Source organism: Streptococcus sanguinis (assembly GCF_019929225.1).
Lineage (GTDB): Bacteria > Bacillota > Bacilli > Lactobacillales > Streptococcaceae > Streptococcus > Streptococcus sanguinis_J.
Genome location: NZ_JAHZPA010000009.1, coordinates 13,698 through 33,194, shown reverse-complemented (window position 1 = coordinate 33,194; position 19,497 = coordinate 13,698). Strand labels below are relative to the sequence as shown.

The following is a 19,497-nucleotide window of genomic DNA, read 5'->3' as shown; positions in this document are numbered from 1 at the left end:
AAGTAGAAAGGAATAGATACTATGTTTAATATTGCTTGGGATAATGTATTATATTATAAAAATTTAGTAAAAAGTAAAAAAGCTCCGAATACTATTGTATTTTACCCAGATGATTGGAATGATTATGGCTATTATTTAACTTTTACAGTATGCTACTATGATCAATATTTGAATGAAACTCTTATAGGAAATTATAGAATTTACAACCCATCAATTGAGATGCAAATTGATGAATTTGGAATAAAGACGATTTTTACTCAGATACATAGTGATATGATCAATAATACTTTTTATAATTACGATGATTCTCATAATGTTGAAGGTATAAATTGTAACTATTATTCATTAGCTCAAGATATTTCTTTTTATCAGCATTTATATACACTCGGAACGGGATACTATGAGACCTTTTTGAAAGTGTTTCGAGATTTAACAGTTATAGACTTACCTGATGACATAAAAGAAAACGAGGGTGTGAAAAAAGCTCTGTTAAGAAATGATGGTATAACAAAAAGTGCAGAGATTATAGAGCTAAATCAACAACTTAAGGAGATTGATGAATGTTGGAATGTTGGAAATTATATATCAAATATTTTGCAAAAATTAAAAGATGATCAACTAAATGATGAGAAAATAGAAGTTGTTTCTAAAATTATTGAAGTTTATGATTTTGATTATGGTTTATATTTTGATTTATTGAGTGAGTTACTTAAAGTTTATTTAGGAAGATATGATAAGTCGAACTTTGATAAAAGCTACGAATTATTAAAGTTATTACTTGATAAGACTGATTTTGAACAATTAAAGTCAGAATTGGAAACTAATAAAAATGAAAATTTAGGAGAAATATCAACTAGTGTTAAGAAAATTAAGGATACATTAAGATACTCTAAAACTACAAACGATGACAGTTTTATTCACTATACTTCCCTAAATACCTTAAAATTTTTGCTTTATAAAACTGATGATAAAAATAATTATCCTAAATTACGGCTTAGCAATGCTAGACAGATGAATGATCCGAATGAAGGATACATATTGTTTAATCTCATAGGGATTGAGAAAGAGGAATTACCTGAAACTGATTATGATACATCKCCGTTCTTCTTTGCTTCTATGACACAAATTGAAAAAGATCAAAAGCTAGATGATAGTCTTCCAATGTGGAAACAATACGGTGATGATGCTAAAGGGATTAATTTAACTTATCATTCAGATTATATTAAAAGTTTAATGGACGATGGAATAGAAATTTATAAAGTTTGTTATAATGTTGAGGCAGATTCATTAAAAGAGGAAATCGATGCAATAAAATCAGCATTTGACAAAATTAAACAGTATGATAACGACGATAAAAGAACAAAATATTTTTCTTCAGCATTGAATTTAATAGATGATATTCGTTATTTATTTAAAGAGACAGATTATAGCTATGAAAATGAGTATAGGATTATCAAATCTTACGAAGGTAAGGAGAAAGAAATTATTACTAGCGATAGTTCTAATAGTGTGATTCCTGGGCTATATACTTATATAGACAAAGAACTAAAATATTCAAAAATTAAACTAGGTCCTAAATGCGATGATATTGATTTTGTTGCTCCATATATCAAACACATTGATAGGAAAATTGAGGTGACCCGATCCGAGATTTCATATCGTTAATCGTTTATTTCTATCGGGAAATTTCTGGGATTACATGTAGAATTTCTGATTCTGTGACAAAAAGATAAATCCTTCATGAAGAATTGTTTCCCTGAGAGTAAGACCCGAACTTTTTCATATGTTCTGAGATTTTTTAGAGGAAAATAAAATATTCTTCATGCAATCTAAGTTCTTTTAAAGACAAGTCAGTCCGTCAGATTTTCTGAAAAGCTATTTTGGAGCAAAATGACTCTGTCAGATTTTCTGACAGTTGGTCTGAGAGCAAATCCCGAACTTTCTATTTTCTGACGAGTTCTTTTAGCAGAATCTGCCTTTTCTGATTTTCAGTCGATAAGATTTTGACGAAAAGAGCCTCGTCTGAAAATAAAATCCGAACAAGGGGCGGTGAAGATAGTTTTGAAAGAGCGACTAGGAAAGCGAAACAGCAATTAAAGGAATTGAAGTGGTAAACAAATGGAAAATTTAGGCAAAGTTTTTCGCGATTTTCGTTTAAATGGACATTATTCTTTGAAGGAAGCAGCTGGTCAGGTTTGCTCGACTTCTCAGCTGTCTCGTTTTGAGCTGGGTGAGTCGGATATGACTCTCTCGAAATTTTTAGATCTCTTGGATAATATCCATGTGACTCTTGAAAATTTTATGGACAAGGCACGGAATTTCCAGCAGCATGAGCACGTGTCCATGATGGGTCAGATTATCCCTCTTTACTACTCAAATGACATCAAGGGATTTCAAGACTTGCAAGCAGAGCAGTTGGAAAAGGCCAAGGCCAGTAACACGCCTCTTTACTATGAGCTGAATTGGATTTTGATGCAGGGCTTGATTTGTCAGCGAGACAGCCAGTTTTGTATGAGGCAAGAGGATTTAGATAAGGTGGCCGATTATCTCTTTCAAGCGGAAGATTGGACCATGTACGAGCTTATCCTCTTTGGCAATCTCTATAGTTTCTATGATGTGGACTACGTCTACCGTCTGGGCAAGGAAGTCATGGAGCGGGAGGACTACTACCAAGAAATCGGTCGCCATAAGAGGCTAGTCTTGATTATAGCGCTCAATTGTTACCAGCATTGTTTGGAAAGTCGTTCTTTTGATAAGGCTAGTTATTTTGAGGCTTACGTGGAGAAAATCATTGGCAAGGACATTAAACTCTATGAACGCAATGTGTTCCTCTATCTCAAGGGGTTTGCTGCTTATCAGAAGGAGCAGAAGAAGCAGGGCATCAAGCAAATGCAGGAAGCCATGCATATCTTTGAAGTGCTGGAACTACCTGAGCAAGTCGACTATTATCAAGATCATTTCCATAAGTTTGTAAAAGTATGATTTCCCAAATATGGGAAAAACAAAGAACCTCTCTCCATTCCTGATACAATAGTTTCAGAAATGGAAGGAGGTATTTTTATGAATCGACAGGCAGTACAGCTGATTACACGGGCTGCTATTAATAAAATTGGAAACATGCTTTATGACTATGGAAACAGCATCTGGCTTGCTTCTTTAGGAGCTCTGGGGCAGACGGTGCTGGGCATTTACCAGATATCGGAGCTAGTCACTTCCATCTTATTCAATCCTTTTGGGGGAGCCATTACGGACCGCTTTTCCAGGCGTAAGGTTTTGATGGTAACAGATTTGATTTGTGCTGGTCTTTGTCTGCTGATTTCTTTTATATCTAATGACCAGCTCATGATTGGAGCACTGATTTTTGCTAATGTGGTTCAGGCTATAGCCTTTGCTTTTTCTCGGCCAGCTAATAAATCCTACATCACTGAAATTGTGGACAAGGAAGACATTGTGACCTACAATTCTCATCTGGAATTGGCCTTGCAGGTTATCAGTGTCTCAGCTCCAGTTTTGTCTTTTATCGTAATGCAGTATGCAAATCTGCGCATGACTCTTCAGCTGGATGCCCTTAGCTTCTTTCTGGCTTTTGCCTTGGTTTATTTTCTGCCTAATCATGAGCCAAGCAAGCAGAAGTCTCCCATCAATCTTGGAAATATCCTGAGAGATATCAAGGAAGGTTTAGTTTATATCCGTCAGCAAAAAGAAATTTTCTTTCTGCTTTTGGTAGCTTCTGCAGTCAACTTTTTCTTTGCGGCCTTTAATTATCTATTGCCTTTTACCAATCAGCTCTACGATAAGACCGGCTCTTATGCAACTGTTCTGAGTTTGGGTGCTATAGGCTCAATCATCGGAGCCATTCTAGCCAGCAAGGTTAAGGCCAGTATGGGCAATTTACTTGTAGCCCTGCTATTGACCGGTGTTGGAGTCGCAGTCATGGGTGTCTCTGCCTTGCTACCGGTTCATCCCTATTTTTCTTATTCTGGTAATCTTATCTGTGAGCTCTTTATGACTGTGTTCAACATTCATTTCTTCAGCCAGGTTCAGACCAAGGTGGACAAGCAGTATCTAGGCCGCGTTTTCTCAACGATCTACACGCTGGCAATTCTTTTCATGCCTCCTGCGACTTTTCTGATGACTGTTCTGCCGAGTGTCCACACCCTTTCCTTTCTTCTGATTGGTTTCGGAGTGATGGGATTGGCTTTGATTTCTTACCTTTATCAAAAGAAAATACAAACAAACTAGGTTGGAGTGATTTCCAACCTAGTTTTCTGTATGGGAATTTTTAAGTGCTTCTTTAGTTTTCTTAAGCTCTTTTTTCAGTGAGAAATTTTTCAACATGCTGATGAGAAAGGTCGTGACAGAGCCTAGGAGCACTGAGACCACAATCAATATGATTAAGGGAAGTTTGAAGCTAAATAGGATAAAACTAACATTGACACTCTGCATATTTGCCAAGGAAATACTGGCAACCAATAGGACGGTAATTAAAAGCAGAATATAATGCAATTTTTCTTTCATAGTGATTCTCCTGTTTATCTATTCAAACTCAGCCTTGCTTTTGATATCTCCGTATTCTTCTGGGATTTCTTGGGCTAGGATATTTTCATAAGCAGCTAGTTTAATATCTGAGCCATACTTGTTTTTCAGAGCAGTGGTCACCAGACGGTAGGCCAGATTCGCATTGCGGGACAAGATGGGACCATGGAAGTAGGAGCCAAAGACATTTTTATAATGAACGCCTTCGCAACCATCCTCTTGGTTGTTGCCATTTCCATAGACGACTTTGCCCAGAGGTTTTTCGTCGTCAGAGAGGAAAGTCCGTCCTTGGTGATTTTCAAAGCCGTAGTAGGTCTCATTGAATTCTTCGTTATGAATCTTGATGTCACCGATATAGCGGTTTTTGGTCTGGTTGAGGGTATAGTGGCCCATGATGCCCAGACCTTCGATTCGACGGCCAGAAGCTTCAATATAGTATTGGCCTAAGAGTTGGAATCCACCGCAGATAGCTAGTACAACGCCATTTTCATTAATAAAGCTTTCCAAAGCTTCTTTTTTAGCTGGCAGGTCGCGAGCCACGATCGTTTGCTCATAGTCTTGACCGCCACCAAAGAAGACGATGTCGTAACTGTCCTTGTCAAAGTCATCATCTAGAGAAACGATATCGACTTCAACCCTAGCGCCTAGCTTTTCAGCCACATACTTGAGCATGAGAACATTGCCGTTGTCGCCGTAGGTATTCATGAGATTGCCATAGAGGTGGGCAATCTTTACATCGTAGCGATAGTCCTGGTTTTCAGGAGAAGTGAGGGATCTATATACCATTAGTTCATCTCCTTTCTGACCACTTGTCGTTCTGCCAGCAACTCGCGGAATTCCAGCATGGCAGTATAAGTTGCTAAGATATAGGCATGCTTGGTTTCTTGCTGCTCAATGGCCTTAAATACTGCTTCCAAATCTTTGACTTCGGTAATCTGATCTGCTGGATAGCCCGTTACCCGCAGTCGACGCGCTATCTCAGAGTGGCGCACACCGCCTGCAATGACATGAGGAATCTCCATCTCTAAAATCTTCTCAAAGTCAGCATCCCAGATCCAGCTGGTATCAATGCCGTCCGCATAGTTGGCATTGAGTAGGACAGACAAGCTAAAGTCAAATGGTGCAAGTCCAATCATATCCAAAGCTTGGGTCGCCCCAACCGGATTTTTAATCAAGACTAAGGTACATTCCTTATCACCGATTTTGAAAGTTTCCTGACGACCAAAGACGGCTCGGCTCTTGTCAAAGCCAGCCTTGATAGTAGCCGGCTCGACACCAAAGAACTGAGCTACTGACACAGCAGCTAAAGCATTGTAAATATTATAAAGACCGCCGATATTGATTTGATAGTCTTGACCATCAATGGTAAAGGCCGAGCGGTTATGCTCAAGTGTTTTGAGAGCGATCAGGCTGTAGTCAAGCTTAGGGCGCTTGAAGCCGCAGTCCTCACAGATATAAGCCCCCAGATTAGCATAAGTATTGAGCTCGTACTTGAGGATATGCTCGCACTTGGGGCAGAGGATGCCCTCTGTATTGTAGTGAGCTAGCTGGGCATGACCTTTCTCGGTGTCAAATCCATAGTAGCGGACAGGATTCTTTAGGGTGACCGAGTTAAAGAGCGGGCTGTCACCATTCATCAGTACAGTCGCTTCAGGCACTTTAGCTGCAGCATCCAGAATCATCTGGTAGGTCGTGTAGATCTCACCATAGCGGTCCATCTGGTCGCGGAAAATATTGGTAAAGACGAAGAGGCTGGGCTTGATATAATCACAAATCCGAGATAGGCTGGCTTCATCTATTTCCAGCACAGCGATATGTTTGCCAGATTTGCCTTTTTTAGCAGTCAGGAAGGTTGTGGTAATCCCGGTAATCATATTGGCACCGCTGGGGTTGGTCACCACTTCTCCAAAGGCTTCCTTGAGAATGCCTACTGTCAGAGCTGTAGTCAGGGTTTTACCATTGGTTCCGGTAATAACCACGACCTCATAGTTCTTCGCTAGATTTTGTAAAATGTTTTTATCAAATGTCAGGGCAACTTTTCCCGGCAAGGTCGATCCACGCCCCATTTTGCTGAGAACAAAGTGGGAGGACTTGCCCGCCAAGAGGCCCAATGCTGTATTTATCTTCATAAGAAATATTTTATCATAAAAAAGTAAAGAAGGTTACAGAAAAATATTGACAAACGTGATATAATGGGTTGGTAAGTCTTTAAGCATTAAGACCCACTGTAAAATAAAAAGAGAGAAGTTAATTGAGTAAACTCTAATTACAAGATAAAATCAGGCTGTTACTAGATTTAATAAGTTCGATTTGTTGCTACAGCTGTTTGACTTTGCTTGTAGAGGAGTAGGAAGTCTAAGTATGAATTTTCAACAACTAACCAATCTCCAATATTGGGCCAGTTTGTTTTCTGACCCTTGGAGGATTGTAATTAATATTATTGACGTCGCTATCGTCGCATGGATTTTATATTATCTAATCAAGGCCATTGCTGGTACGAAGATTATGATTCTGGTCCGTGGGGTGCTCTTCTTTATCTTGGCACAGTTTTTTGCCAATATCATCGGCTTGACCACCATTTCTTGGCTGATCAATCAGGTCATCACTTACGGGGTTATTGCGGCTGTGGTGATTTTCTCGCCTGAGATTCGGGCAGGATTGGAAAAGCTGGGCCGAGCAACGGATATTTTTTCTGCGACGCCTATCAGTAACGAAGAAAAAATGGTTCAGGCCTTTGTCAAGTCTGTTGCCTATATGAGTCCTCGGAAAATCGGGGCTTTGGTGGCCATTCAGGGAACCCGCACCTTGCAGGAATACATTGCAACAGGGATTCCCTTGGATGCAGATGTGTCCGGAGAGCTGCTAATCAACATTTTTATCCCCAATACGCCATTGCACGATGGAGCTGTCATCATAAAAAACAATAAAATTGCGGCTTCCTGTGCCTACCTGCCTCTGACAGAAAGCAGCGGCATCTCTAAGGAGTTTGGAACCCGGCACCGTGCAGCTATTGGCCTGTCTGAAGTATCAGATGCGTTTACTTTTGTCGTTTCCGAAGAAACCGGCGGTATTTCCACTACGCACAATGGAATTTTCAAGCATGATTTGACTTTGGATGAGTTTGAGATAGAGCTGAGAAAGGTCTTCTTATCAGAGCAGGACAAGCCAGCAGGTTTGAAAAAACGCTTCATAGGAGGATGGAAGAAATGAAAAAACGTAAAAAAATTCTTTATATCATCTCTTCGTTTTTCTTTGCCCTAGTGCTTTTTGTTTATGCAACCTCTAGCAGTTATCAAAACAATACAGGAGTTCGACAGGTCACATCTGAAACTTATACCAATACGGTTTCCAATGTGCCAATTGACATCAAATATGACAGCGAAAATTACTTTATCAGCGGCTTTACTTCTGAAGTTTCCGTTGCCTTGACAGGCTCCAACCGAGTCAATCTAGCCAGTGAAATGCAGGAAAGTACTCGGAAGTTTCGAGTTGTAGCTGATCTTTCCAAGGCTACAGAAGGCACAGTAGAGATTCCTCTGAAAGTGGAAAACCTACCGAGCGGTCTGACTGCTGCAGTCACTCCACAGAAGATTTCTGTTAAGATTGGTAAAAAAGCCAGCAAGAAGGTTGAGGTCCGCTACCTCATCACAGACAGTCAGGTGGCTGAAAATGTGTCTATCAGTGGTGTAACCTTGGAAAATAAGGAAGCTACAGTAACCAGTGACGAGGAGACCCTGTCTAAGATTGAGTATGTCGTAGCTATTCTCCCGACCAATGTCATTATCACCGGCAACTATAGCGGGACAGCGCCGCTGCAAGCTGTTGATGGACAGGGGAATGTCATGCCAAGCGTGGTGACACCATTTGAAACGACTATGCGTGTCAACACTAAAACAGCAGACAACTCAGGCTCGTCCTCCTCTAACAGTAGCTCAAATACGAGCTCATCAAATAAAAACTAACTAAAATTTTGAAAGTAAACTTGGATTAAAGCGGTCTGCCTTGCTTGCAGCCTAAATCTTTACATCCAGGTCTTATGAAAGGAAACTATTTATAATGGGTAAATACTTTGGAACCGATGGTGTTCGCGGAGAAGCAAATGTGGAATTAACGCCGGAATTGGCCTTTAAACTCGGCCGCTTTGGTGGTTATGTTCTGAGTCAGCACGAAAGTGAAGTTCCTCGGGTCTTTGTTGGCCGGGATACTCGAATTTCAGGAGAAATGCTGGAAAGCGCCTTGGTTGCAGGACTTTTGTCCGTTGGGATTCATGTCTATAAATTGGGTGTCATTGCAACACCGGGTGTAGCTTATCTGGTCAAGTCAGAGAAAGCCAGCGCCGGAGTCATGATTTCTGCTAGCCACAATCCAGCATTAGATAATGGTATCAAATTCTTTGGCGGTGACGGCTATAAGCTGGACGACGAGCGTGAGTTGGAAATCGAAGCTTTGCTGGACGCAGCAGAAGATACCTTGCCACGTCCAAGTGCAGAAGGACTGGGTGACTTGGTGGATTATCCAGAAGGACTGCGCAAGTACCAACAATACTTGGTTTCAACTGGCTTAGAACTAGAAGGAATGCATGTAGCTTTAGATACGGCCAACGGTGCAGCTTCAACCAGTGCCCGTCAGATTTTTGCGGATCTAGGCGCACAGTTGACCATTATCGGAGAAAATCCAGACGGCCTCAATATCAATCTGAATGTCGGGTCTACGCATCCAGAAGCTTTGCAGGAAGTTGTTCGTGAGTCTGGTGCAGCGATTGGTCTGGCCTTTGATGGAGATAGCGACCGCCTCATTGCCGTGGATGAAAATGGTGAGCTAGTAGATGGTGACAAGATTATGTACATCATCGGTAAGTACCTGTCTGAGAAAGGCGAGCTGGCGCAGAATACCATTGTTACGACCGTCATGTCCAATCTTGGCTTCCATAAGGCTTTGGAGCGTGAAGGTATTCAAAAGGCTGTGACAGCAGTCGGTGACCGCTATGTAGTAGAGGAAATGCGCAAGAATGGATATAATCTAGGTGGCGAGCAGTCTGGACATGTGATCATCATGGACTACAATACGACAGGTGATGGCCAGCTTTCAGCTGTGCAATTGACCAAGGTCATGCAGGAAACAGGCAAGAAACTATCCGAATTAGCTGCTGAAGTAACCATCTATCCGCAGAAACTAGTCAATATCCGTGTGGAAAACAGCATGAAGGATAAGGCGATGGAAGTTCCAGCTATTAAGACTGTCATTGAGAAAATGGAAGCTGAAATGGCTGGCAATGGCCGGATTTTGGTTCGTCCGAGCGGAACAGAGCCTCTGCTGAGGGTCATGGCAGAAGCACCAACTGACGAAGAAGTGAATTACTATGTAGATACCATTGCCAATGTTGTTCGAGATGAAATTGGGATAGACTAATAAATGTAAAGAAACTGAGACATAATGTCTTGGTTTTTTTATATTCGTATGAATTTTTAAACACTTTGAATAAAAATGTTGATAAATTGCAATACTCTTGGTATAATAAGCTACGAAAGGAGTATAAGATGAAAGATAAGAAGACAATCATTCTTAAAATTTTAATCTTGTTAACGGCTATTGTTACAGGTATTGGTTTTGCTGCTAGGACTCAGGCTGCTGAGGTAACAGACTATACTCAACAAACCAGTATCACTAAAAATGGTGTGCCATTAACAAGTGATTCAACGGTTATGACCAATGAAACTTTGTCTGCAACAACTAGTTTCACATTCCCGTCATCTCAAACTATCGCTGAAGGGGACACCCTTACTTTCTCACTGCCGCAGGAATTAACCCTGATTACTCCCTTAAACTTCCAAGTATCTGATGTTGTCAATCACAAGGGAGAAGTAGTCGGAAAAGCTCAAGCGAATCCAGCGACTCAGACGGTTACGGTAACGTTTAGTAATTACTTTACTAACTACACCGAACAAAAAGAAATGTCCCTGACTTTTAATGTACGAGTTAATAACGACAAGGTGCAAAATTCAGGGCCAGTTTCCTTCAAATTTGGCCAGACAGATTTTTCTTTCCAATACCAAAAGGTAGAAGGAACTGCTGGTGAATATGAAATGAAATATGGTTACCAAGACAGTAGCGATCCAAAGATTGTCAAGTGGCGCATTATCCTGAATGCAAGACAGGACATGCTTCGTAACATGGTGATTTCAGACAACTTTGGCGATGGTCTGACATTGGTACCAGGTACACTGCGCGCAGTTCGTTATGCTCCTGTAGAAGGTGGTATCCGCAATGAAGCGCACTTGCTGACTCTGCCTGTTTTGGATAACTTCACTAACAAGGCGGTTCTTACGCAAAATGCTAATGGTGATGCCAATGGCTTTACCATCAACTTTGGTGATAACTACAACTGGCCAATGTACATCGAGTACTCTACTCGCGTACCAGATGGTGTTCAAGTAGGTGATGTGGTTAACAACACCTTGTCTTGGACAGCTAAAGGCTTCCCAGAGCGTACAATTACTAAGTCCGTTCGCTTAGAAGATGGTTCTGGTAAAGGAAGCGCTCTGTTGGCAAAAGACGTAATGATTAAGGCTCAGAAGAAGCTTGTTAATAAAGAGTTAGAAAAAGGTCAATTTACTTTTGGTCTCTTTGACGAAAGTGGTAACTTGCTTCAAACAGTTACCAATGAAGCAGACGGCTCTATTAACTTCAAGGCCTTGAACTACAGTGCTGCTGGTACTTACCGCTACAGCATTAAGGAAATCCCAGGAAACGATCCTAACTATGTTTATGATGACAAGGAAGCACAGCTGACAGTTACTGTAACAGATGTTAATGGTGAGCTTTTAGGCTCTGTCAAGTATGACTTGGATCCAGTCTTTACAAATACTTATAGAGGTAATGATCCAGGTAAGTCAGTTCAGCCGCCAACTCCTGGCAATAACAACAATCCAAACAACAACCCAAATAATAATCCAAACAATAATCCAAATAACACTCCAGGCAATGGTAACAATACCCCTGGTAACAGTTCCGACAATCCAAAGGGTGGAACAGACAATCCAGGGAATGGAAATAACAATTCAAACAATGGTACCAACGATCCGGGTGCTGCAGGAGGCAACAAAAAAGTTCTGCCTAAGACTGGTCAAGAAACAACACTTTGGCTGTCAGTTGCAGGTTTGGCAATCTTAGTTGGCTTTGGAAGCTATGTCTTTCTTCAAAAAAAGATTAGATAAAATTCAAAGGTTTTAAGAGTTTTCTCTTAAAGCCTTTTTGCATGGTTTTCCATTTGAAAAAACTGAGCAATCGTGTTAGAATAGACCTAGTAATTTTTAAAGGATAGAGGTGTTATCGTGGCTTTTGGAGATAACGGACAACGCAAAAAAACAGGATTTGAAAAATTGACGATGCTGGTCGTGATTATCATGCTCATCGTGACAGTTGGAGCTATCTTTGCTTCCGCTCTCAGTGCAATCTTTTAATCCAAACGCTTCAGGGCGTTTTTTTAGACTAGAAAAAGAGAATAGAAAAAATGAGTATGTTTTTAGATACAGCCAAGATTCAAGTTAAGGCTGGCAATGGTGGCGATGGCATGGTGGCCTTTCGCCGTGAAAAATATGTTCCTAACGGCGGTCCTTGGGGCGGTGATGGTGGTCGTGGCGGCAATGTTGTTTTTGTCGTAGACGAGGGTCTTCGTACCCTGATGGATTTTCGCTACAATCGCCATTTCAAGGCTCAGTCTGGTGAAAAGGGCATGACTAAGGGCATGCATGGCCGTGGTGCTGAGGACTTGATTGTTCGAGTGCCGCAGGGGACGACAGTTCGTGATGCAGAGACTGGCAAGGTGCTGACGGACCTGGTAGAAAATGGCCAAGAATTTATCGTAGCGCGCGGTGGCCGAGGCGGTCGTGGAAATATCCGCTTTGCAACGCCTAAAAATCCTGCTCCAGAGATTTCTGAGAATGGAGAACCGGGTCAAGAGCGTGAGCTTCTGCTGGAGCTCAAGGTACTAGCAGACGTTGGTCTTGTCGGCTTCCCTTCTGTCGGGAAATCCACTTTGCTTAGTGTCATCACAGCAGCTAAGCCTAAGATTGGTGCTTATCATTTTACGACCATCGTGCCCAATCTAGGAATGGTTCGCACTCACTCTGGAGAGTCCTTTGCGGTGGCGGATTTGCCAGGTTTGATCGAAGGTGCCAGCCAAGGTGTCGGACTGGGAACTCAGTTTCTCCGTCATATTGAGCGGACACGGGTTATCCTGCATGTTATTGATATGTCAGCCAGTGAGGGACGTGACCCTTATGAGGACTATCTAGCTATTAATAAAGAGTTGGAATCCTACAATCTTCGTCTCATGGAGCGTCCGCAGATTATTGTTGCTAACAAGATGGATATGCCAGATAGCGCTGAAAATCTCAAGGAATTTAAAGAGAAATTGGCAGCTAATTATGATGAGTTTGCTGACCTACCGCAAATCTTCCCCATTTCCAGTCTTACTAAGCAGGGACTTGCGACCCTCTTGGATGCGACCGCAGAATTACTGGATAAGACGCCAGAGTTCTTGCTTTACGATGAGTCTGAAATGGAAGAAGAAGCTTACTACGGCTTTGACGAAGAAGCGCCAGCCTTTGAAATTTCTCGTGATGATGATGCGACTTGGGTGCTGTCAGGTGATAAGCTTGAGAAACTCTTTAATATGACCAACTTAGACCGTGATGAGGCAGTCATGAAATTTGCTCGTCAGCTACGTGGTATGGGAGTTGATGAAGCTCTTCGTGCTCGTGGAGCCAAGGATGGGGATTTGGTTCGCATCGGCAAGTTTGAGTTTGAATTCGTTGACTAAGGAGGCTTGCAATGGGTGATAAACCAATATCCTTCCGCGATGAAAATGGAAATTTTGTCTCTGCAGCCGACGTCTGGAATGCAGAAAAACTAGAAGAGCTCTTTAATAAACTCAACCCCAAACGCAAGCTGCGTCTGGAAAGAGAAGCATTAGCGAAAGCAGAAGAGGAATAAGACTTCTGATTTTGAAACTATAAACGCTGGGAAAAATTTCTCAGCGTTTTTAAATCTTAAAAAATGGGTTCTGATAGGTAAGTCGATTTCCTTTTAGCTTCTAAGGACCTCATTAATGAAAAAATGGAAAAAGTCAAGGCTTATCAGTCTGTCGTGGCCATTGCTTGCTATTTTATGGTATAATGAAAAAAATAAGTAGGAGAAGTGATAATTATGGCAAAAACGATTCATACAGATAAAGCACCAGCAGCGATTGGACCTTATGTTCAAGGAAAAATTGTCGGCAATCTTTTGTTCGCGAGCGGGCAGATTCCTCTGTCTCCTGAAACTGGAGAAATCATTGGGACGACTATTGAAGAGCAGACCCAGCAGGTGCTGAAAAATGTTTCAGCTATTTTGGAAGCCGCTGGAACAGACTTTGACCATGTGGTCAAGGCTACTTGCTTCTTGAGCGATATCAATGATTTTGTGGCCTTTAATGAAGTTTACAAAACAGCCTTTACAGAAGCCTTTCCAGCTCGTTCAGCAGTCGAAGTGGCTCGTCTGCCTAAGGATGTGAAGATTGAGATCGAGGTTATTGCCGAGATTCTCTAAAAAAAGAGCGGGGGAAAACCACTCTTTGACAGATTCTATCTGATGAAAGGATTATTATGTCTGAGAAGAAAATTCAGCTTGTCATTGTGACTGGAATGAGCGGGGCGGGGAAAACCGTTGCCATCCAGTCCTTTGAAGACTTAGGTTATTTTACCATTGATAACATGCCGCCAACTCTGGTGCCGAAGTTCTTGCAGCTGGTCGAAGGGACTACTGACAATGATAAATTGGCTCTGGTTGTTGATATGCGCAGCCGTTCCTTCTTTTTGCAAATCCAGAACGTTTTGGATGAATTAGAGCAGAATGAGAACATTGATTTCAAGATTCTTTTCCTAGATGCGGCGGATAAGGAGTTAGTAGCTCGTTACAAGGAAACGCGTCGCAGTCATCCGTTGGCAGCTGATGGAAGGATTTTAGATGGGATTAAACTGGAGCGCGAACTTTTAGCCCCTCTGAAGAATCTCAGCCAAAATGTTGTGGACACAACAGATTTGACACCACGGGAGCTCAGAAAGACCATCTCTGAGCAATTTTCAAATCAGGCTGACATGCACAGTTTCCGTATTGAGGTCATGAGTTTTGGTTTCAAATACGGTCTGCCTTTGGATGCAGACTTGGTCTTTGATGTACGCTTTTTGCCTAATCCCTACTATAAACCTGAGCTGCGCAATCAAACTGGCTTGGACAAGGATGTCTTTGATTATGTCATGAACCATGCCGAGTCAGAAGAATTTTACAAGAACTTGCTAGGCTTGATTGAGCCTATTTTGCCGGGATATCAGAAGGAAGGAAAGTCTATCCTGACGATTGCTGTTGGCTGTACAGGTGGTCAGCACCGCAGTGTAGCCTTTGCTCAGCGCTTAGCAGATGATTTGGCTAAAAATTGGCCGGTCAATGCTAGTCACCGCGACAAAAACCGTCGGAAAGAAACGGTGAACCGCTCATGAGAAAGCCACGAATTACAGTCATTGGCGGTGGAACAGGAATTTCAGTTATTTTAGACAGCCTGCGTAAAAAGGACGTAGAGATCACAGCCATTGTCACAGTAGCAGATGATGGCGGCAGTTCTGGTGAGCTGCGAAAAAACATCCAGCAGCTAACTCCGCCAGGTGACCTGCGAAATGTCCTGGTAGCTATGTCCGACATGCCAAAGTTTTATGAGAAGGTCTTCCAGTATCGCTTTGCGGAAGGAGATGGCGTTCTAGCGGGGCATCCCTTGGGCAATCTGATTATTGCCGGTATTTCCGAAATGCAGGGCTCAACCTATAATGCCATGCAGCTTTTGACCAAGTTTTTCCATACGACAGGAAAAATTTACCCTTCTAGCGACACTCCCCTAACTCTGCATGCTGTGTTTGCAGATGGGACGGAAGTTGTCGGTGAAAGCAATCTGACCAGTAAGAGCGGAATGATTGAGCGGGTCTATGTGACCAATACCTATGATGACAATAAGCCTGCTGCTAGCAAAAAGGTGGTTGAAAGTATCCTGGAAAGCGATATGGTGGTTCTGGGGCCGGGTTCGCTATTTACCTCTATCTTGCCTAATCTCGTTATCGAGGAAATCGGTCAAGCTCTTCTAGACACCAAGGCAGAAGTGGCCTATGTCTGCAATATCATGACCCAGCGTGGCGAAACAGAGCACTTTTCAGACAGTGATCATGTCCAAGTGTTGCACCGTCATCTAGGCAGGAATTTTGTAGATACAGTCTTGGTTAATATCGAACCTGTTCCTCACGAGTACATGGACAGCAACCAGTTTGACGAATATCTGGTACAGGTGGAGCATGATTTTCAAGGCTTACAAGAGCAGGTTCCGCGCGTTATTTCTTCGAATTTTCTGCGTTTGGAAAATGGCGGAGCTTTCCATGATGGTGAGTTGGTTGTTGACGAATTGATGCAGATTATACAGGTACGCAAATGAGCTTTACAGTAAAAGTAAAAGAAGAACTGCTGAGTCTGGCTAACAGAGATAAAAATGAGCTGTCAGCCATGATCAAGATGTCTGGCAGTCTGGGCCTAGCCAGCAGTGGTTTGACCCTGTCTGTCACAACAGAAAATGCCAAAATTGCCCGCCATCTCTATGAGTTGCTATCTGACCTTTATCAGGTCAAGTCAGAAATCCGCCACCATCAGAAGACCAATCTGCGCAAGAACCGTGTTTATACAGTATTTCTGGATCAGAAAGTGGAAGAAATCCTTTCTGACCTGCACTTGGCTGACTCCTTTTTTGGTATCGAGGCAGGGATTGACCAGGCCATTTTGTCAGATGACGAAGCCAGCCGAGCCTACCTTCGGGGAGCCTTTCTCTCAAATGGCAGCATGCGAGAGCCAGACTCAGGCAAGTACCAGCTGGAAATTCTGTCCGTTTATCTGGATCATGCTGAGGACTTGGCTGCCTTAATGCGCCGTTTTCTGCTGGATGCCAAGACCATCGAGCGTAAGAAGGGGGCTGTTACTTATCTGCAGAGAGCTGAGGACATCATGGACTTTCTCATTGTCATCGGGGCTATGGAAGCCATGGCTGAGTTTGAATCTCTTAAGCTCATGCGGGAAGCGCGCAATGACCTCAATCGCGCTAATAATGCGGAGACAGCGAACATCGCTCGTACGGTCACAGCCAGTATGAAAACCATCAACAATATTGCCAAAATCAGCGATAATATCGGCATTGAGAGTTTACCTGTAGACCTGCAGGAGGTAGCCCAGCTTCGTATCCAACATCCAGACTACTCCATCCAGCAGCTAGCTGATAGTCTGAGACAGCCACTGACTAAGAGCGGTGTCAATCATCGCTTGAGAAAAATCAATAAAATCGCAGATGAATTATAAAAGCTGCTGAGCTTGAGCTCGGCAGCTGTTTTTTTATAGGCTTGTAGAATGTTTGGGTTGGACTTTTTGCTCAGGATAGATATGGTTAATGGCATTGTTGACAGCAGTAGGTGCCTCGCCTAGCCCAGTCGCAATCAGGTCAATCTTACCCTCGTAGCTGCAGCAGTCCCCAGCTGCATAGATACCTGGCACGGAAGTTTCTTGCTTGCTGTTGACTAAAATCTTGTGACGGTTGAGTTCCAAGCCCCAATCTTTGAGATTGCCGACAGAGGATTTAAAACCGTAGTTGACAAAGAGGTGTTCCAGAGGCAGAAGCTGACTTTCCTCTCCCTTGACTTGGCTGATTTCCAAGTGAGTAATCGTGCCATTTTCACCAACCAATCGGCTCGGTATAAATGGTGTCTTAATCTCAACACTGGAAGCCTTGAGTTCTTCCACGCTATGCTCCAAAGCCCGGAAGTTATCCCGACGATGAACCAGACTAGTTTCTGCAATCTTTTCAAAAGCTAGCGCCCAGTCAACAGCCGAGTCGCCACCTCCCAGAACAACAACCTTTTTGCCTGCGTACTGGCTGATGTTTGAAACGTGATAGTGAAGGTTGCTGTAGCTTTCAGCATCATCTAGCTCCAAAGCTCTCGGTTTGAAGGCGCCGCCTCCCATGGCAATGATAATGGTTTTGGTCTGATGCTGGGCTTTAGAGGTTGTGATGGTGAAGCCATCATCAGATTTGACGATATCCAGCACCGTTTCATTGAGGCAAATCTCAGTCTGGAATGTTTCCAGCTGCTCAATCAGACGCTGTGTCAGTTCTTCGCCACTTAGATTGGTAAAGCCCGGCACATCCAGAATCTTCTTCTCTGGATAGAGAATGGCTGGCTGACCACCCAGCTGAGGCAGGGAATCAATGATTTTAACCTTAGCTTGGCGTAGATGAGCGTAAAAAGCTGCGAATAGGCCAACTGGACCGCCACCGACAATCGTAATATCATACAGTTCAGACATAATCTTCCTCAATCTTTTTAAAATAAACTAGCATTATTGTACCACAAAAAGGGGTTGAAATGTAAGCAAATGTTTTGAAGCCAGCTTAAAAGCCCCTGTTGGGGCTTAAAATTAGATAGCAAATAAATCATTGAGGTTTTCAGCCAACGTTGGGTGGGTGAAGATTTGCTTGCTCAAGTAGGTGTAAGGAATCTTATTATCCATAGCTACAGTCAGGATATTGATAATTTCCTGAGCCCCTGCTGAGAAGATTGTCGCTCCGACGATTTCCTTGGTTTCAGTGTTGACAACAGCCTTGAAAGCACCTCGCAAGTCAGCATTGACATGTCCGCGAGGCATTGCTGCGACTGGAATCTCCTTAACTGCAATCGGCAGGCCTTGCTCTTTGGCTTCCTTTTCAGTCAATCCGATTTGAGCCAAAGGTGGTGTGATGAACATGCTGGTAGGGACGTTTTTACGGTCTTCCAGTGTGTAGCTGCCATCGCCAGCCAGATAGCTATAAAGGATACGGAAGTCATCCAATGAGATATAAGTAAACTGCAGACCGCCATTGACATCGCCCGCTGCAAATACACCAGGTACAGATGTTTCCAAGTGCTTATCGACCTTAATCGCTCCGCGCTCTGTCAGCTCGATATCTGTATTTTCCAACTGCAGTGGCTCAACATTAGGCTTGCGGCCAGTAGCATAGAGTAGGGCATCAAAGCGGAATTCTCCAGATTCTGTCACAACTACAACTTCGTCACCATCATTTTTGACCTGTGTGGTACGTACATTTTGTAAGAGTTGGATTCCGTCTTCTTCCATGTATTGCTTAGCTAGAGCAGCGATAGAAGGCTCAACTCGAGGGAGAAAGACAGGAGCAGCATCCAGCACAGTCACCTGACTGCCCAATTTGTTGTAGAGTCCAGCGAATTCTAGGCCGATGTTACCGCCGCCCAGAACTCCCAAGCGTTTAGGAAGTTCTTCCAGATTTTGGATGCCAGTTGAGTCATATACGTGCTCGGTTTCAGTCAGTCCTGGAATTGGCAGGACGTTGGAAACAGCACCAGTATTGATGACAATAGTTTCAGCAGTCAGTTCCTCTTTCTCATCGCCAGCTGTGATTTCGATGATCTTATTTGAAAGAAAATGAGCTTCCGCATCAATGATGTCGACACTAGCGCCACTGATTGCTGCGTAGTTCTTCCCGTTGAGACGGCTGGTTACAGCGTTCTTTTCAGCCATGACTTGATCGAAAGCCAGGCCTTTTTCAGCAGCGACAAGCAGGGTTTTGGTTGGGATGCAGGCGATATTAATGCAGGTTCCCCCGTACATAGCCTTGCTTCGCTCAATCAAAGCAACTTTTTTTCCTTGGGCCGCCATTTTGGCTGCCAATGTTTTACCGGCCTTCCCAAAGCCGATGACAATTAAATCATAGGTTAACATAATTTACCTCCATTTTTCAAAAAAGATTGTATCACATCTAGTCAGAAATTGCTGATTTCTGCTACGCTTTTTTTCTTCAGTATTTTTAGTGTTTGATTTTATACATAATGTCCA

The 19,497-nt window shown here is 42.8% G+C and carries 18 protein-coding genes and 1 pseudogene; 14 read left to right on the top strand and 5 right to left on the bottom strand.

Translation table 11 applies throughout. The features are described 5' to 3' along the window. Positions 1-21 precede the first annotated feature (21 nt). The 3 genes from K1I80_RS11410 (at position 22) to K1I80_RS11400 (ending at position 4,242) form a co-directional block, all read left to right on the top strand. The gene (locus tag K1I80_RS11410) at positions 22-1,665 is read left to right on the top strand and encodes a DUF2971 domain-containing protein (protein WP_223313958.1); all 1,644 of its coding nucleotides are present in this window, start codon (positions 22-24) and stop codon (positions 1,663-1,665) included. A 453-nt stretch (positions 1,666-2,118) separates the two neighbouring features. Continuing rightward, the gene (locus K1I80_RS11405) at positions 2,119-2,982 is read left to right on the top strand and encodes an Rgg family transcriptional regulator (RefSeq protein WP_061602942.1); all 864 of its coding nucleotides are present in this window, start codon (positions 2,119-2,121) and stop codon (positions 2,980-2,982) included. Positions 2,983-3,060: 78 nt separating this feature from the next. Next, positions 3,061-4,242, top strand: a complete 1,182-nt coding sequence (locus K1I80_RS11400; protein ID WP_317627764.1) for an MFS transporter — start codon at positions 3,061-3,063, stop codon at positions 4,240-4,242. A gap of 18 nt (positions 4,243-4,260) precedes the next feature. Here the strand turns inward: K1I80_RS11400 and K1I80_RS11395 are convergent, their stop codons facing one another. The 3 genes from K1I80_RS11395 to murT are packed head-to-tail and all read right to left on the bottom strand — an operon-like array spanning position 4,261 to position 6,665. Then, a complete protein-coding gene (locus tag K1I80_RS11395; RefSeq protein WP_223313956.1) occupies positions 4,261-4,518 on the bottom strand; it encodes a LapA family protein in 258 nt (85 codons plus the stop codon). An 18-nt stretch (positions 4,519-4,536) separates the two neighbouring features. Beyond that, on the bottom strand, positions 4,537-5,322 hold the full coding sequence (gatD, locus tag K1I80_RS11390) for a lipid II isoglutaminyl synthase subunit GatD (RefSeq protein WP_223313955.1): 786 nt from the start codon (positions 5,320-5,322) through the stop codon (positions 4,537-4,539). Continuing rightward, positions 5,322-6,665, bottom strand: coding sequence for a lipid II isoglutaminyl synthase subunit MurT (gene murT, locus K1I80_RS11385; protein ID WP_223313954.1), 1,344 nt, complete (start codon positions 6,663-6,665; stop codon positions 5,322-5,324). Before murT ends, gatD begins: the two co-directional genes overlap by 1 nt. 232 nt (positions 6,666-6,897) lie before the next feature. Here murT and cdaA point away from each other — a divergent pair. The 11 genes and pseudogenes from cdaA to whiA all read left to right on the top strand — a co-directional run. After that, positions 6,898-7,743, top strand: a pseudogene (gene cdaA / locus K1I80_RS11380) (diadenylate cyclase CdaA); the annotation flags it as partial. Then, positions 7,743-8,498, top strand: a complete 756-nt coding sequence (locus K1I80_RS11375) for a CdaR family protein (RefSeq protein ID WP_032913377.1) — start codon at positions 7,743-7,745, stop codon at positions 8,496-8,498. The pseudogene cdaA and the gene K1I80_RS11375, both read left to right, overlap by 1 nt. Positions 8,499-8,592: 94 nt before the next feature. Then, on the top strand, positions 8,593-9,945 hold the full coding sequence (gene glmM, locus K1I80_RS11370) for a phosphoglucosamine mutase (protein ID WP_223313952.1): 1,353 nt from the start codon (positions 8,593-8,595) through the stop codon (positions 9,943-9,945). A gap of 65 nt (positions 9,946-10,010) precedes the next feature. Beyond that, on the top strand, positions 10,011-11,750 hold the full coding sequence (locus K1I80_RS11365) for an Ig-like domain-containing protein (protein WP_223313951.1): 1,740 nt from the start codon (positions 10,011-10,013) through the stop codon (positions 11,748-11,750). A 117-nt stretch (positions 11,751-11,867) separates the two neighbouring features. Further along, positions 11,868-11,996, top strand: coding sequence for a DUF4044 domain-containing protein (locus K1I80_RS11360; RefSeq protein WP_002895969.1), 129 nt, complete (start codon positions 11,868-11,870; stop codon positions 11,994-11,996). A 50-nt stretch (positions 11,997-12,046) separates the two neighbouring features. Then, a complete protein-coding gene (obgE, locus tag K1I80_RS11355; RefSeq protein ID WP_223313950.1) occupies positions 12,047-13,357 on the top strand; it encodes a GTPase ObgE in 1,311 nt (436 codons plus the stop codon). Positions 13,358-13,368: 11 nt separating this feature from the next. Next, positions 13,369-13,530 (top strand): hypothetical protein, encoded by a 162-nt coding sequence (locus tag K1I80_RS11350; protein ID WP_002895966.1) that lies wholly within the window; start codon positions 13,369-13,371, stop codon positions 13,528-13,530. Positions 13,531-13,743: 213 nt separating this feature from the next. Further along, entirely contained in the window at positions 13,744-14,124 is a 381-nt protein-coding gene (locus K1I80_RS11345) for a RidA family protein (RefSeq protein ID WP_002895964.1), read from the top strand. Positions 14,125-14,180: 56 nt separating this feature from the next. Then, entirely contained in the window at positions 14,181-15,071 is an 891-nt protein-coding gene (gene rapZ, locus K1I80_RS11340; protein WP_002921728.1) for an RNase adapter RapZ, read from the top strand. Next, the gene (locus K1I80_RS11335) at positions 15,068-16,045 is read left to right on the top strand and encodes a YvcK family protein (protein ID WP_002912115.1); all 978 of its coding nucleotides are present in this window, start codon (positions 15,068-15,070) and stop codon (positions 16,043-16,045) included. Before rapZ ends, K1I80_RS11335 begins: the two co-directional genes overlap by 4 nt. After that, positions 16,042-16,953 (top strand): DNA-binding protein WhiA, encoded by a 912-nt coding sequence (gene whiA, locus K1I80_RS11330; protein ID WP_223313949.1) that lies wholly within the window; start codon positions 16,042-16,044, stop codon positions 16,951-16,953. The genes K1I80_RS11335 and whiA overlap by 4 nt, the downstream gene beginning before the upstream one ends. Positions 16,954-16,986: 33 nt before the next feature. On the opposite strand, the gene K1I80_RS11325 is transcribed toward whiA, so the two are convergent. Both K1I80_RS11325 and K1I80_RS11320 read right to left on the bottom strand, forming a co-directional pair. Continuing rightward, on the bottom strand, positions 16,987-17,955 hold the full coding sequence (locus K1I80_RS11325) for an NAD(P)/FAD-dependent oxidoreductase (RefSeq protein WP_223313948.1): 969 nt from the start codon (positions 17,953-17,955) through the stop codon (positions 16,987-16,989). Positions 17,956-18,066: 111 nt separating this feature from the next. Beyond that, positions 18,067-19,383, bottom strand: coding sequence for an FAD-containing oxidoreductase (locus K1I80_RS11320; RefSeq protein WP_223313947.1), 1,317 nt, complete (start codon positions 19,381-19,383; stop codon positions 18,067-18,069). Positions 19,384-19,497 lie beyond the last annotated feature (114 nt).

Excerpts from the sequence above, each read along its gene's own strand:
- murT (WP_223313954.1), bottom strand. The coding sequence starts at position 6,665 with ATGAAGATAAATACAGCATTGGGCCTCTTGGCGGGCAAGTCCTCCCAC.
- K1I80_RS11335 (WP_002912115.1), top strand. The coding sequence starts at position 15,068 with ATGAGAAAGCCACGAATTACAGTCATTGGCGGTGGAACAGGAATTTCA.
- K1I80_RS11345 (WP_002895964.1), top strand. The coding sequence starts at position 13,744 with ATGGCAAAAACGATTCATACAGATAAAGCACCAGCAGCGATTGGACCT.
- K1I80_RS11400 (WP_317627764.1), top strand. The coding sequence starts at position 3,061 with ATGAATCGACAGGCAGTACAGCTGATTACACGGGCTGCTATTAATAAA.
- whiA (WP_223313949.1), top strand. The coding sequence starts at position 16,042 with ATGAGCTTTACAGTAAAAGTAAAAGAAGAACTGCTGAGTCTGGCTAAC.
- K1I80_RS11375 (WP_032913377.1), top strand. The coding sequence starts at position 7,743 with ATGAAAAAACGTAAAAAAATTCTTTATATCATCTCTTCGTTTTTCTTT.
- gatD (WP_223313955.1), bottom strand. The coding sequence starts at position 5,322 with ATGGTATATAGATCCCTCACTTCTCCTGAAAACCAGGACTATCGCTAC.
- rapZ (WP_002921728.1), top strand. The coding sequence starts at position 14,181 with ATGTCTGAGAAGAAAATTCAGCTTGTCATTGTGACTGGAATGAGCGGG.
- glmM (WP_223313952.1), top strand. The coding sequence starts at position 8,593 with ATGGGTAAATACTTTGGAACCGATGGTGTTCGCGGAGAAGCAAATGTG.
- K1I80_RS11405 (WP_061602942.1), top strand. The coding sequence starts at position 2,119 with ATGGAAAATTTAGGCAAAGTTTTTCGCGATTTTCGTTTAAATGGACAT.
- K1I80_RS11320 (WP_223313947.1), bottom strand. The coding sequence starts at position 19,383 with ATGTTAACCTATGATTTAATTGTCATCGGCTTTGGGAAGGCCGGTAAA.
- K1I80_RS11395 (WP_223313956.1), bottom strand. The coding sequence starts at position 4,518 with ATGAAAGAAAAATTGCATTATATTCTGCTTTTAATTACCGTCCTATTG.
- K1I80_RS11350 (WP_002895966.1), top strand. The coding sequence starts at position 13,369 with ATGGGTGATAAACCAATATCCTTCCGCGATGAAAATGGAAATTTTGTC.
- obgE (WP_223313950.1), top strand. The coding sequence starts at position 12,047 with ATGAGTATGTTTTTAGATACAGCCAAGATTCAAGTTAAGGCTGGCAAT.
- K1I80_RS11325 (WP_223313948.1), bottom strand. The coding sequence starts at position 17,955 with ATGTCTGAACTGTATGATATTACGATTGTCGGTGGCGGTCCAGTTGGC.